The sequence below is a fragment of the Duganella violaceipulchra genome (genome assembly GCF_019166075.1).
Taxonomy (GTDB): Bacteria; Pseudomonadota; Gammaproteobacteria; order Burkholderiales; family Burkholderiaceae_D; genus Rugamonas; species Rugamonas violaceipulchra.
The window spans coordinates 1-14,546 of the sequence record NZ_JAHTGR010000012.1; the positions used below are offsets into that span (position 1 = coordinate 1).

Annotated in this window: 9 protein-coding genes; 7 read left to right on the forward strand and 2 right to left on the reverse strand. The window is 65.7% G+C overall.

Features of this window, described 5'->3' with window-relative positions; genetic code table 11:
• Positions 1-155 precede the first annotated feature (155 nt).
• Positions 156-980 (reverse strand): delta-class carbonic anhydrase, encoded by an 825-nt coding sequence (locus tag KVP70_RS21305; RefSeq protein WP_217944207.1) that lies wholly within the window; start codon positions 978-980, stop codon positions 156-158.
• Positions 981-1,148: 168 nt separating this feature from the next.
• Between KVP70_RS21305 and KVP70_RS21310 the strand changes: the two genes are divergently transcribed.
• The 4 genes from KVP70_RS21310 (at position 1,149) to KVP70_RS21325 (ending at position 8,010) form a co-directional block, all read left to right on the forward strand.
• A complete protein-coding gene (locus tag KVP70_RS21310) occupies positions 1,149-4,379 on the forward strand; it encodes a M35 family metalloendopeptidase (RefSeq protein ID WP_217944209.1) in 3,231 nt (1,076 codons plus the stop codon).
• A 155-nt stretch (positions 4,380-4,534) separates the two neighbouring features.
• A complete protein-coding gene (locus tag KVP70_RS21315; RefSeq protein ID WP_217944211.1) occupies positions 4,535-6,244 on the forward strand; it encodes a sensor histidine kinase in 1,710 nt (569 codons plus the stop codon).
• A 56-nt stretch (positions 6,245-6,300) separates the two neighbouring features.
• A complete protein-coding gene (locus KVP70_RS21320; protein WP_229224998.1) occupies positions 6,301-7,494 on the forward strand; it encodes a basic secretory family protein in 1,194 nt (397 codons plus the stop codon).
• A gap of 66 nt (positions 7,495-7,560) precedes the next feature.
• Complete coding sequence (locus KVP70_RS21325) at positions 7,561-8,010, forward strand: Hsp20/alpha crystallin family protein (RefSeq protein WP_217944213.1); 450 nt, start codon at positions 7,561-7,563, stop codon at positions 8,008-8,010.
• On the opposite strand, the gene KVP70_RS21330 is transcribed toward KVP70_RS21325, so the two are convergent.
• Complete coding sequence (locus KVP70_RS21330; RefSeq protein ID WP_262311734.1) at positions 8,011-8,796, reverse strand: hypothetical protein; 786 nt, start codon at positions 8,794-8,796, stop codon at positions 8,011-8,013.
• A gap of 118 nt (positions 8,797-8,914) precedes the next feature.
• Here KVP70_RS21330 and KVP70_RS21335 point away from each other — a divergent pair, with 118 nt between their 5' ends.
• The 3 genes from KVP70_RS21335 (at position 8,915) to tagF (ending at position 14,532) form a co-directional block, all read left to right on the forward strand.
• Positions 8,915-9,754 carry a M15 family metallopeptidase gene (locus KVP70_RS21335; RefSeq protein WP_217944215.1) on the forward strand — a complete coding sequence of 280 codons (840 nt, stop codon included), beginning with the start codon at positions 8,915-8,917 and terminating at the stop codon, positions 9,752-9,754.
• A 114-nt stretch (positions 9,755-9,868) separates the two neighbouring features.
• A complete protein-coding gene (gene tssM, locus KVP70_RS21340; protein WP_229225020.1) occupies positions 9,869-13,567 on the forward strand; it encodes a type VI secretion system membrane subunit TssM in 3,699 nt (1,232 codons plus the stop codon).
• Complete coding sequence (gene tagF / locus KVP70_RS21345) at positions 13,564-14,532, forward strand: type VI secretion system-associated protein TagF (RefSeq protein WP_217944219.1); 969 nt, start codon at positions 13,564-13,566, stop codon at positions 14,530-14,532. Before tssM ends, tagF begins: the two co-directional genes overlap by 4 nt.
• Positions 14,533-14,546 lie beyond the last annotated feature (14 nt).

Sequence of the window (14,546 nt, forward strand, 5' to 3'; positions counted from 1 at the left end):
TATTAGGGTTGGTTTCGCTGCTGGACACTCAGCGGCGTTTCCAGTTTGTTTAATGAACCGCCGTATGCGGAACCGCATGTACGGTGGTGTGAGAGGGCGGTGAGGGCAACTTCACCCCCTACTCGATTGGGGTTCCGGGATGGTGCAGTGCGCGCTTACCTGATCGGCGAGAGCAGCCGGTTGTCGGTGACGAGGTTGCGCACGCCGTGCGCGTGGTCTTCCTTGAAGACATTGGCCGTGCACCAGGCGCCGACGGATTCGGCATTCACCTTCAGCACTTTCGGACGCACGCTCCACGAGACCTGCAAGGGCGAACCTTTTTCATTGTAGCTCGGGCCGGTGGTCGAACCCGCGTATTGGATGGGTTTGCCCGTGCGTTTGGGGATGCGCTTGGCCTGCTGGTAGCCGTTGACTTCGCCGAGCTCGGTAAGTGCGGCAAAATCGGCCGCTTTGGCGTCATTGACCAGCACCAGAACCTGGGCTTCGACGCGCAGCTGGGGATTGGCATCGGCTTCGCTGAGGCAAGCGTTCAGCGTCGGACCAGGCATCACTTGCGCCGTGCTGTGCACGTAGTGAAGTTCGATCGTATCGCCCACCTGGAGGCCGCCGTGCTCGCTGGAGCAGACCTCGGCGCTCAGCGGGGTGGCCTCGGAGGGCGTCAATTTGCCTGCGTATTTGAACCCCGCATCGGCCGGCACCGAGAATTCGCCGCCTTTGTGTTCGGCATTCTTATGGAAATGAATATTGCAGAGATTCATTCTGGACGCGGCCGGCGCCGTGGTGAACACGCGCAGATTGCTGCCGCCTTTGGCGCTCAGGTCGCGCGGCGCTTGGGGGCCGTAACCTTTGCCTTCGGTGGCCTTGGCCAGGGCCTCGTTCTGGGCTGCCACCGTGTCGCTCCCAACATGGTGGGCGTCTTGGGCATAGGCGCTCGCGCCTAGCGTGAGCGCTAACAGGTTCAAGGCGAATGGTATTTTCATTGAACGTACTCCAAGTTTGGCAGATGTAAAAAACTTAATTCTAACTGCTTTGAACTGGGCAGTCGATCAGTCGTTCGGGCGGCTGGGTTTATGGCCGTCTGCGCCGTATCAATGTCGAAGCCAGCAGCAGTTCTATGCTCGGTCGGTAATCCTTAAAGGAGACCCGACATGAAACACCAGCCGTTTGTTGCCAGCCTGACCGCCCAGCCTGTGTATGCGCTGGGCGATCCCATCGTCATTACCGTTGACATCGAAAACACCAGCGCCGAAGCCTGCCAGCTGCTGACCTGGGGAACGCCGCTGGAGCCCACCCTCAGCGGCGACTGCTTCGTTGTCGAGCGCGACGGCCAGACCATCCCCTACGACGGCCGCTACGTCAAGCGCGGCGATCCGCCGGCCAGCGCCTATACGCTGATCGGTGCCGGCGAACGCCAGAGCTTCAGCGTCGATATTTCCGAGGTGTACGCGATCGACCAGGCCGGGCAATACAAGGCGGCGCTGAACGCCGTGTTCTTCGATGCCTTCATGGTGGCCGGCAACGTCAAGGCGGGCGCGCGCAAGCGCCAGGCGCATGAGGCGCACGCGGCGCCGCCGGCCGAGGTGCAGTTCGAGGTGGTGGCCGGCGCCACACCCAAATCGACCTCCGGCCAGCTGGCGCGCAAGGCCGAGGCGCAACTGGCCAAGAACAATGCCAAGGCGCCCAGCTTCAACGGCGGCACGGCGACCCAGCAAGCCGACACCATCATCGCCCACGGCAATGCGCAGTATTTCGCGGCGCTGTCCTCAGCCCAACTTGCCGCCGGCCCGGCCAGCAGCAACAGCCTGTACCAGACCTGGTACGGCGCCTTCAACCAGGGCCGCTACGACAAGGTCACCGACGACTACAACAAGATCGCCAACACCCTGGCCAACGAACAGGTGACCTACGATTTCACCGGTCAGGGACACGGCAGCGACACTTGCCAGCCCGGCTATTTCGCCTTTACCTACAAGGGTTCGCGCACGGTCTGGCTGTGCAGCAGCTATCTGAGCGCGGCGCAGATCGGCACCGATTGCAAGTTCGGCACGCTGGTGCACGAGTGGAGCCACGCGGTGGCCAACACCGACGACATCCAGTACGGCGAGACGGCCTGCCTGGCGCTGGCCACCAGCGATCCCGGCAAGGCCGTCAACAACGCCGACAGCCACGAATATTTCGCCGAGCACCTGGCCCAGTCGGACTTCGGCAAGAGCTTCACCTTCATCACTGACCGCAGCACCTTCGGCAAGGACGAGATCGATACGATGCCGTCGCCGGCCGTGATCGACAAGGCGTTCTACGTCGTGGCCGACGGCTTCTGGCCGGACAAGCTGGGCATCACCGCGGGCACGCTGGGCAATTCGCCGACGGTGAAGCCCACCATCACCTTCAATCCGGCGGTGCCGGGCATGTCGGTCACGGTGACGTCGCTGGAGGCCGAGGATAGCAGCCTGCCGATCGCGCCGCAGCGCTTCACCTGGGTCTGCCGTATCACCTTCGCCGACAGCAGCGGCTTCCCCGCAAGCGCCGGCCAGACCCTGGCGGTCGATATGACGGCGACCCTGGGCGGCCTGAGCGCGAACGCCCAAATCCTGCTGATACGCGACCCCAATCCGTGGGAGGTGGACGGCCCGACGTCCTGGCTCAGCACCGACTTGCGCGTGTTCAAGATAGGCGATGGCGACGCCCGTTTCGGCGCCACCATCAGCGGCGATGCCAATGCCTACATCAAGCAAGTGCTGGCCAACCTGAATGCCGGCACGGCCGGCGAGAGCTTCGACAACCTGTCCACCGACGCCACGCTGGAGCTGTCGCAAAAAGTCAACGGCACGGCCATGTTCAACTTCGCCATTGCCCGCGTCCACTATCGCGGTTCGACCAACATCAGCAATGTGCGCACCTTCTTCCGGCTGTTCCCGGCCAGCACCACCTCGACCGAGTTCGACGCCGGCACCACCTACCGCCGCGCCACCAATGGCAGTGAGGCGATCCCCTTGCTGGGGCTGAGCGGCGGCGGCGACTTGCTGACGATACCGTGCTTTGCCGAGGCGCGCGTCGACTCGTCCAACACCGCGCTGACGGAACAGCACGATCCGGCCAATGTGCGCAGCATGAACGGCAGCGGCGGCGAGGTGTTCGCCTACTTCGGCTGCTGGCTCGACATCAACCAGACCCAGGCGCAGTTCCCGACCCATCCATCGCCCGCCAACGGGGCGTGGGGCTCGGGCCGCAAGAGCATCCAGCAGCTGGTGCGCAACGCCCACCAGTGCCTGGTGGCGGAAATCGCCTTCGATGCCGATCCGGTGCCGGCCGGCATCTCGCCGGCGGCGTCGGACAAGCTGGCGCAGCGCAATCTGTCCATCATCGAATCGCCCAATCCGGGCTACGCGTCGTCGCGGCGGATATTGGGAACGTTCGAGCTGCGCCCGGCCAGGGGCGCCGAGCAGTTGCCGGACCGCCAGCCCGACGAGCTGCTGATCGAGTGGGGCAACCTGCCCAGGGACAGCATCGCCAGCATCTACATACCGGAGGTGGCGGCCAGCCAGATCGTCGCGCTGGCCGGCGCGCGCTACGTCAACCACGGCCTCACCTTGCTCGATGAGCAGACGATCCAGTTGAAGATCGGCGGCATTTCCTACGTGCCGCTGCCGCCGGGCGCCGCGTTCGGCCTGACCGGCTTGCTGTCGGTGCAACTGCCCGACACCATACACAAGGGCGAGCTGTACACGGTGATCGTGCGCCAGGTCAGCGACACTTTTGCCTTGCCGCCGGTGGTGATCGGCATCCGCGGCGAAGCGCGCGCCGCGGCGGCGCGGGAGCAGGCGCTGGACGTGATCCGCTGGCGCCGCGTGGTCGGCAGCTACCAGTTGACGATACCGGTGCGCACCAAGGAAGTGATCGTGGGCGCCGAATCGCGGCTGCTGTCGGTGTTGCGCTGGATACTTGAGGCGGTGCCGGCCGGCGACCGCTGGCAACCGGTGTTCAGCCGCTACGTCGCGCTGATCGGCGACCGCGTCGGCGGACTGGGCGGCGATCCGGACCACATCAAGCCATCGCCCGACGGCTCCGGCGGCGAGGCGGGCGGCGGCCAGCACGGGCATCCGCCCGGACACGGCCACGGCCACGAGCACACGCACCGCTACCACGGCAAGGTTAGCGGCCTGATCTATGATTGCTTCGGCGACTTCGCCGGCTTCCTGCTGGATACCTGCGGCAAGGAACGGGAGTTCTGCTCCCACGAACAGCAGATCGAAGCGTTGGCGCGCTGCGCCTGGCGCGAGCGGATGGCGATCACGGTGGTGGCGTGCTCTTCCCATCCGCAGCGGCCGGTGAGCATCATCCTGCAGCGGGCGCCTAAAATCTGCGGACAGGAGGCGTAATCCGGGCGTTGTAGTCAGTCCTGCAAAAAGGCCCAGGCTGCGCAGCTTGGGCTTTTTTGTTTTTGCGGCCGGGCTGGATGTACTATGTTGCTTTCCTCGCCTGGATGGATGGCGCAGTTCCGGTGGGCGGGCGCAACGATGCCAAGGAATTCCAGATGAAGCTCATCGCCTTCGATAAGCTGCTGATCGCCGCCTGCTGCGCGATGCTGGCCCTGTATCCCGTGGTCGCCCGGGCGACGTGGCACAGCAGCAGCGACGTGCATGCCGTGCTGGAATTCGCTTCGTCGCTGGTGGCCGTCACGGCCGGCGTGATGGTGCTGTTGCATTTCCTGACGACGGGGCGCTGGTTCTTCCTGTTCATCTCGGTTGGCTTTGTGCAGGTCGGCGCGGAAGAGTTTGTCCATGCGCTGTTTTCCTTCGACCGCCTGTGGCCGGCCAATTTGCCGACCGCGAGACTGGCGATATCGACCACCTGGCTGGCGGGGCGGTCGGTTTTCGTATTGGCCCTGATCCTGGCGTTTTGCTGCGGTCGTCGCGAAGTGGCGCCGGCCACGCGGCGCGGCGATGCACTGCGCTTCAATTTTGCCGGCTTCCTGTTGTCGGCGTTGCTGGCCTATGCGATCTTCGGGGCGCAGCACTTGTCGTCGTCCCTGCGGCTGGGACAGCCATTGAAGCAGGCATGGGAGGCGGGCATTGCCGGCCTGTTCCTGCTGGTCTTCGTGCTCTATTACCGGCGGCATGCGCGGTTGCGGTCGTACAGTCCGCTGATGCTGAGCATCCTGGCCTGTATCGCCGTGCAAGTGATGCTGCATCTGTATTTTTCCGGCGCGCGGGAGTTTTACGATGCCCGCTGGGATACAGCGCATTTGTTGAAATTGCTCGGCTATTTTTTTCCGATCTTCGGCGTCTGGGGCGAGACGATCGCGACGCATCGGCTGGCGCGACAGCAATACGAGGCGCTGTGCAAGGAAATGGCCGAGCGCCGCCGCTCCGAGGCGGAACTGGCCACCTACCGCGAACACCTGGAGGAGCTGGTTGCCGAGCGTACCGCCGAACTGGAGCAGACCTTGAGCAATTTGCGCAGCGCGCAGGATCAGCTGCTGCAGGCTGAAAAATTGTCGGCGCTGGGTTCGATGGTGGCGGGCGTGTCGCACGAGCTCAACACGCCGCTGGGCAATGCCCAGATGGCGGTCACCACGTTGATTGGCCGCATCGCCGACATCCATGCCAGCTACGCGGGCGGGGGCTTGAAGAAGACCCAGGTCGACCACTTTTTCGACGAGGGCCGCAAGCTGTCCGAACTCGCGCGGCGTTCGATCGAGCGCTCGCTCGAGCTGGTGACGTCGTTCAAGCAGGTCGCCGTCGACCAGACCGACGAACAGCGCCGCGCCTTCGACCTGGCCACGGTGGTGTGCGCAACCATCGACGCGCTGCGTCCCAGTTATCAAGACCAGCCCTGGGAGTTCGCGGTCGACGTGGCGCCAGGCATCGCCATGGACAGTTATCCGGGCCCGCTTGAACAAATCATTTTGAGCCTGGTGCAGAACAGCATCCGTCATGGCTTCGAAGGGCGCGATCGCGGTTGTATCCGCATAGCGGCCCAGGTCGGCGCCGATGCCGGCGCCGCCCATGTCGTGCTGAGCCTGTCCGACGACGGCAACGGCATCGCGCCGGAACATGTCGGGCGCATATTCGATCCCTTCTTCACCACCACCCTGGGACGGGGCGGCTCGGGCATCGGCTTGAACATTACGCACCGGATCGCCACGACCCTGCTGGGCGGAACGATTTGCGTGCATTCGCCGGAGCGGCGCGGCGCCACCTTCACGCTGCGCATACCGCAGCGTGCGCCGGCGTTGTTGTAGCTAAATTGGCATGGTTCCCGTGTTATATTCTGGACACTGAATTTGTCCGGAGGAAGATGATGTCGAGAAAATGGCTGCTGGGAATGGGCGTGGCGATCAGTTGGATGGTGGCTGTGCGCGCTGAGACGCCCTTGCCGGTGCAGGAGCGCCTGACGCACGTGGCGCCCGATACCTGGCGCGCCGATTACCGGTTTTCGCAGCCGGTGACGTCACTCCAGTTTGTACCGGTGGCCGACTTCCGCAAGTCCGCCTGGAAGGTGTTGACGCCCGGCGTGACGCTGACCACCGGCGGCGAGCATGACACGCTGGCCGCCGCCAGCGGCAAACCGCTGCGGCAGCTCAGCATGGAAATCTCCACCTTCGATCGACTGCTGGAGAAGCAATACGTCGCCATGGACCGTTTCTCCGATGGCGGGCGCCTGATCTACCTGGGCTTCCTGCAAGGCGAGGCCCGGCAGGGCAAGCTGGTGCGCGATATCGCGGCCAACTTCACGCTGGCAGGGCTCGGCAAGGAAACCGTGCTGGTGCCCGCCACCCCGGCCGCGCCGTCCAACAGCGCCACGCCGTATGCCTACTTCGGCCCGCAGTCGCCGGTCACCGCCGGCGATGCGCAGGTGCTGCTCGACCCCGGCCTGTCCGCCTGGGCCAGGGAAACGCTGCTCGACACCACGGCCAAGATGTCCACCTACTACCGCGCGGCGTACCGGCAACCGCTGCGCCAGCCTTTGCTGTTGCTGGCGGCCGTCAGCGATACCGCCTCGCCGGGCCTGTCGATCAAGGGCGGCGTGGTCGGTGCGCAGATCGTCTACCGCTTCGGCGGCACCGCGCTGCTGACCGCCGAAAGTCCCAAGAAGCGGGAGATGGTGGCCAAGGTCGTGGCGCATGAAATGGCGCATCTGTGGCAGAACAATGCGCGCCGCGGCGGTACCAGCGAGCTCTCGCCGCCGTGGGTGCACGAGGGCGGCGCCGAAGCGATGGCGCTGGATGGGTTGCTGCGCACCGGCATCTGGAGCGAGGAGCAGGGCCAGGCGTTCACCGCCGCCACGCTGGACGAGTGCGCGAAGCTGGAACACAGCTTCGACAGCTATCGCGGCATCTACGCCTGCGGCTTCGAGCGCTACCACCAGCTGAAGGTCGACATTGTGCCGCTGTGGCGCGACATGATCGGCGCCGCCGACAGCAAGGGCGAAATCTACAGCGAGGCGATGATCAACTCGCTTGTCGAGCGCGCGGGTAAAGCCGCGCCTTGATGTGCGTCAAAGGAGGGGATGGGGCGCTTCTTATCATGGTAGTCCAACCACTTGAAGGAGGCTGCCATGGCTAACAGTTTGATGCGTATCGATCCTTTCCGCGAGCTTGCCCGTTTCGATCCCTTCCGCGACATGGACGACATGTTCCGCGACTTCGCGCCGGCGGCGTGGCGCGGCGCCGACGTGGTGCCGCGCATGCGCATGGATGTGAGCGAGACCGACAAAGAGTATCTGGTCAAGGCCGAAATCCCGGGCGTGCAGAAGGAGGACATCAAGGTGGCCGTCAACGGCAACCAGGTGTCGCTGAGCGCCGAGATCAAGGACGAACAGCAGGCCGGCGCCAACAAGACCGGCGCCCTGCGCAGCGAACGCTACTACGGACAATTGCAGCGCAGCTTCACCTTGCCGCAGGACGTGGATGACGACCAGGCCGAGGCGCGCTACGAGAACGGCGTGCTGCACCTGACCCTGCCGAAAAAAGTCGGCACCGGCGGCAAGCAGCTGTCCATCCAGTAATCAGTGCGAGGGGGCGTTGCAGGCCGGGTCGGCGTCCCAGCGGCCCGAGCAGATGCGCGAGCGGCACAGCATGCCTTCGATTAGCCCCAGCTGCTTGCAGCGCGCCAGCAGCTGCGCCGTGCTGTCGCCTTCCTGGCGCTCGACCACGTCGCGGCTGCGCTCCGGCAGCACGGCGGCCGGCTTGTTTGAGTGCGCGACCAAAGCCGCGAGCAGGGCGACGTCGGTGTCGCCGGGAGCCGCTGCGGTTGCGGCGACGGCGGGACGCGCCACTGGCAGGCGCGCCGCGGGCGCGGCGGCGGTGCTGGCGGCGCCTGCCTGCCTGTGTGCCGGGCCCGCCGCGTGTGGCGCTTCGGAGCTTGCCAGCGTGTGCGGGGGCGGCGCGGTCGCCGTGGATGGCGGATGAGACGCCGGCGCCGGCGTGGGGACCGGCCGGGTGATCGATTCATTGACGATCGCCGCCGCCTGCACGGCCGGTGGGCTGGCCGCGGCTTGCGGCTCCACGGCCTCGATGGGCCGCCGCTCGAAATGCGTGCGCACGCTGCTGCGGCTGTGCGCGAATGAGCTGGGGGTGAGCGTGTCATCGTGCACCAGCCAGGCGACCATGCAGATGGTCAGCACCAGCAGGCCCAGGCCGATGGTCCAGCCATCGATGGTCCAGCCGCTGGTGCGGGCTGGCTTGGACGCTGTCTTCGGACCATGTTCCAGATGCGCCAGTATGCGTTTGCCGCCGTCCGCCGCGACGCGGTTGGAACTCATCAGGTCGGGTTTTTGCTTCGACGTATCCACGGTATTTCCTCCGAATTTGATCTGGTCTTTCACGCCGCTTGCTGGAGCGCCTACGATGAAGCGTTCTCGCACCTCAGTGTCCGATCTGTGGCGCGACCTTGCTTTGACGGAGCGCACCATGTTTCTCTTTTCAGTCTTGCTGTTTTTCATCTTGGCTTGCGTGGGTGCATGGCTGGCGCTGTTTCCCGCCGGACGCGACGTGGTGGCGCAGTCGATGTCAGCGATCGGCCGGCGCATCGAACACGGGCTGCGCGGTGGCTACCGGCAGGGCACGCAACAGGCGGCGCTGGCGGGGCGCAGCGCCGGCGGCGGCGTGCTGCGCGCGCTGAGGTTCTTGCAGCGCCGCTATCTGCTGGTGCTGTCGGCCGCGGTGCTGCTGACCGTGCCGCCAATGCTGGCGCTGGTGCTCAGCGGACGCAATATGCTGGGCGGCTACGACGGCGACAGCCACGCCGTCAACGACCAGGTCGCGGATCTGCTGAAGGGCGAGCAGCTGGCGGCGCCGGCGCCGTTGCCGCCGCCGGTCTTCACGACGGCGGAGGTGACGCTGGTGCGGCCGCTGCTCGACGGCGCCAACCGCAACTGGCAGCTGCTCGATCCCGACTTCGCCCAGCGTCTGCTGCTGGTGTTCAGGATCATGAAAGAGAACCACGGCTACGACATGGCGATCCTGGAGGGCTACCGCAGCCCGGAGCGGCAGAACGCGCTGGCCGCCGCCGGCCCCAGCGTGACCAACGCCAAGGCCTTCCAGAGCTATCACCAGTTCGGCCTGGCGGCGGACTGCGCCTTCCTGCGCGATGGCAAGTTGCTGATCTCCGAAAAAGACCCGTGGGCGATGCGCGGCTACCGCCTGTACGGCGAGGCGGCGGAAGCGGTCGGCCTGCGCTGGGGCGGCCGCTGGACCATGATGGACTTCGGTCATACGGAGTTGCGGGTGGCCGGCACCGTGCGCAAATAGCCGGGCGTGGGGCGATGATTGTGCTGCCTCAAGTAATCCCTGCTTTGTTGGTGGCAACATTGATCGGTCCGCTTGCTGCTCAGGCGCTGTCGTTCAAGCCGGCCCACACCTATGATGCGAAGAATCTGGATCTTCCTCACCGATACCCGCCACCTGACCATCATCGGCCTGACCGCGATGGCGGCCCTGTTCTACCTCGGCGCGCAAGTGCTGGAGCTGGCCCTGATCTGGGCGCTGGCGGCCACCGCGCTGATGCTGCTGCTGGCCGGCCTGGTCTGGCTGTGGCGGCGCCGGCGCGCCCGTCGCGAATCCGAACAGCTGGGCGCGGCCATCGGCGCCCAGGCCGCCGCCGAGACGCCGCCGCAGGACCAATCCGGCGCCGAGGTCAAACTCATCCGCGACGACATGCTGAAGGCGATCGACACCATCCGCGGCTCGAAGATGGGCCTGGTGTCCGGCACGCGCGCCTTGTACGAGCTGCCGTGGTACATGATCATCGGCAACCCGGCGGCCGGCAAGAGCACGGCCATCACCAACTCCGGCCTGCAGTTCCCCTTCGCCGACGGCAAGATCGTGCAGGGCGTGGGCGGTACCCGCAACTGCGACTGGTTCTTCACCACCGACGGCATCCTGCTCGACACGGCGGGCCGCTACTCGGTGCAGGATGAGCACCGCGCCGAATGGTTCGGCTTCCTGGACCTGCTGAAGAAGTACCGCCGCCGCGCGCCCATCAACGGCATCCTGATCGCGGTCAGCATCGCCGAATTGCGCGGCGACGATCCCGAGCTCGGCATCAAGCTGGCGCGCAGCCTGCGCAAGCGGGTGCAGGATCTGATCGAGCGGCTGGAGGTGTTCGCGCCGGTGTACGTGGTGTTCACCAAGGCCGACCTGATCGCCGGCTTCGGCGAGTTCTTCGCGCGCGCCGAACGCGCCGAGCGCGAACGCGTGTGGGGCGCGACCATGCCCTACAAGCGCAACAGCGGCAGCCAGCAGATGATGACCTTCTTCGACCACAGCTTCGATGAGCTGTGCGCCGGCCTGAAGGAACTGAGCCTGGCCAATATGGGCCAGCAGCGGCGCGACCGCATGGAACCCGGCGTGTTCACCTTTCCGCTAGAGTTTGCGACGATACGCGCGCCGCTGCGTAGCTTCCTCGCCACGCTGTTCGAGGAAAACCCGTTCCAGTTCAAGCCCGTGTTTCGCGGCTATTACTTCACCAGCGCCTTGCAGGAGGGCGTGGCGGTCAGCGAACAGTCGCAGCGGCTGGCCAAGCGCTTCGAGCTGTCGCTGCCGGACGCGCCCCCAATCGCCGGCAGCGGACAGTCGGGCTTCTTCCTGCTGAATTTATTCCGCAAGGTGATCTTCGCCGACAAGGACCTGGTATCGCAGTACGCCAGCAAGCATAAGGTCAAGCTGACTTACGCGGCGTTCTTTGCGGCGGCGGTGTTGCTGGGTGTGTCTCTGGGCGGCTGGAGCTGGTCGTATCTGGGCAACCGGCAGCTGGTCAGCAATGTGCAGGCGGACCTGGACAAGGTGATCAAGCTGCAGGCCAAGCGGCTCGATCTGCAATCGCGGCTGGAGGCGCTGGAGATCCTGCAGGACCGCATCGAGCAGCTGGACAAATACCGTGAAGACCGTCCCTGGTCGCTGCGTATGGGCCTGTATCAAGGCGAACTGCTGGAGCGCAAACTGCGCGAGGAGTACTTCGCCGGCGTGCGGGAAGTGATGCTCAAGCCGGTCGTCGCCAATCTGGAAACGCTGCTGTCGGAGATGAACGCCCATGCCGACCAGTTGCAGGCGCCCGGCGCGCCGCCAGCCGCCGGCTCGCCACCCGCCGCCGCACCGGGACGCCAGTTCCAGGAAGCCTCCGCCGTCAACGTCGAAGACGCCTACAACGCCTTGAAGAGCTATCTGATGCTGGCCGATACCGCGCGCGCCGAACCTGGTCACCTGAACGACCAGCTGACCCGCTACTGGCGCGGCTGGCTGGAAAACAACCGCGGCGCCATGCCGCGTGAGCAGATGATACACAGCGCCGAACGGCTGATGACCTTCTACCTCGCGCAGATCGCCGACCCATCCTGGCCGCGCATCGAGCAGAAGCTGGCGCTGGTCGACCAGGCGCGCGAGAACATGCGCCGCGTGGTGCGCGGCATGCCGGCCAGGGAGCGCGTCTACGCCGACATCCGCGCCCGCGCCAACACGCGCTTCCCGGCGATGACGGTGGCGCGCATGGTGGGCGAGCAGGATCAGGCGCTGGTCACCGGCAGCTATGCCATCGCCGGCGCCTACACCCGCGAGGCTTGGGAGAAGTATGTGCAGGACGCCTTCCGCGAAGCGGCCACGCACGAACTGCAAAGCGCGGACTGGGTCCTGAAAACCGCCGCCCGCGATGACCTGACCTTGGAGGGCAGCCCCGAACAAATCCAGAAGGGGCTGACCGATTTGTACAAGGCCGACTACGCGCGCGAATGGCAGAAGTTCGTCCAGGGCGTCACCATCGCCAACCTGAATGGCTTCGATGCGGCGGTCACCGCGATGAACCGCCTGGGTGATCCGCAATCGTCGCCCATCGCCAAGCTGCTGACCACCATCCACCAGCAAACGTCGTGGGACAATCCCGCCATCATGAGCACCGAGTTGAAGGAGGCGCAGACCGGCTTCGTCAACTGGGTCACGAACAGCGTGCTGCGGCGCGGGCCTTCGCAGGTGAACGTCAACGTGCAGCTGGAGCAGACCCGCAGCGACAAGCCGATGGGGCCTATCGGCCGCGAGTTCGCCGGCGTCGGCAAGCTGGTGGCGCCCAAGGACAAGGATGCGTCGCTGATGCGCTCCTACATGGAGGCGCTATCCAAGCTGCGCAGCCGCCTGAACCAGCTAAAGAACCAGGGCGATCCCGGCCCCGGCGCGCGCCAGTTCATGCAGCAGACGTTGGAAGGCGGCGGCTCGGAACTGGCGGACGCGCTGCGCTACGTCGACGAGCAGATGCTGACCGGGATGGGCGACGCGCAGAAGCAGGCCATCCGTCCCATCCTGGTGCGGCCGTTGATGCAGACTTTCGCCGTGCTGGTCGGCCCGGCCGAGGCGGAGATCAACAAGACCTGGCTGGCGCAGGTCTACGAGCCGTTCCAGCAATCGCTGGCCAACAAGTATCCGTTCTCGCCCAACGCCCGCATCGAGGCCGCCAACGCCGAAATCGCCCAGTTCTTCGGGCCGGACGGCTTGATCGCCAAGTTCGCCACCGGCGCCATGGGGCCGCTGGTGCTGCGGCGCGGCGACGTGCTGGCGCCGCGCACCTGGGCCGACATGGGCATCACGCTGTCGCCGCAGACCGTGGCGCGCTTCCCCGGCTGGATCGCACCGATAGGCGCCGGCGGCGTCGCCTCGTCGTCGGCGGCCGCGCAGACCATCTTCCAGATCCAGCCGATGCCGGCGCCAGGCACGCTGGAATACACGGTCGACATCGACGGCCAGCAACTACGCTATCGCAACACGCCGGCGCAATGGGCCAACATGGTACATCCCAGTCCGCAGGGGGCGCCTGGCGCGCGCATCACGGCGGTGGCCTTCGATGGCCGCAGCGTGGAGGTGTTCAATGAGCCTGGCCAGTTCGGCCTGAAGCGCATGATCGACGCGGCGGCCAAGCAAAAGCGCGACGGCGGCGTGTTTGAGCTGCGCTGGACCAGCGGCGCGATCACGGTGGCGATGGGCCTGAAAATCGTCAGCAGCCCTGACAGCAGCGGCGCGGCGCCGCAGGAGCAGGGCTTCCGCGGCATGAAGCTGCCGGAAACGATAGTCGGAGCCGCGCCATGAAGCGGCCGCCGCAAACCGCGCGCATCGGCTACTTCGGTAAACTGCCCACGCGCGCCGACTTTATCAAGGCCGCCGACAACCTGGCGCTAGCCAATTTGTTGGATGGCTGGCTGGCCGAGGTCATGAACCTGCTCAGCATCGATCCCCGCTGGAAACTCAACTACGACGCTATGCAGCCGCTGGATTTCGCCTTTGTCGGCACGCGCAGCAAGCGCGCGATCGCCGGCCACCTGCGGGCCAGCAGCGACCTGTCGCAGCGGCGCTATCCCTTCCTCAGCATGAGCGCCATCGAGATCGACGACCCGCGCAGCTTTGTCGCGCGCAGCCCGCTGGTACTGGCGCCGTTGTGGGAGCTGTTGGAGCCCTTGGCCGACGACGTGTTCGACGCAGCGGAGCCGGAAGCCGGCTTGCAGGCGATCGCCGCCAGCACCGTCGATATCGATCCTGCCGCCGCCGACCATCAGCAGCTGTTCATGGACTTCCTCGATCGCCACAGTGTCGCCGGCCTGGAGGCGATGCTGGGCCGGGCGTCGGTGCGGCGGATGATACTGGCGATCGGCCTGTTGTTGCAGCCGGTGCGCCGTTGTGGCGCTGCGCGGCTGGATAAGAGCCTGGTGCTGCCCTTGCCACCGGCCCCGCGCCAGCGCTACCTGGTGGCGGCGTTCTGGCTCGATCTGATCACGCCGTTTTTGCAGCAGGCCGACTTCGAGTTAAGCCTGTTCTTCGGCGAGCAGCGCGAACAACAGGTGCTGGTGGTCGGCTTTGGTGGCGCCGCGCCGGAGACGTTGCAGGCAGTGATCGATCCGCTGTATGCGGCCGAACAGCAGATCACCTTCGAGTACGCGGGCTGGGTCGATGAACTCATCTCCGGCGACGCCAATGTGCAGAAGCTGTCGGCCTATCTGGACCAGGGCCAGTTGTCGCTGCGCTCGGCCCACGCGCTGTTCCACGAAACCTTTGCCTGATAAGGAGCCAAGCG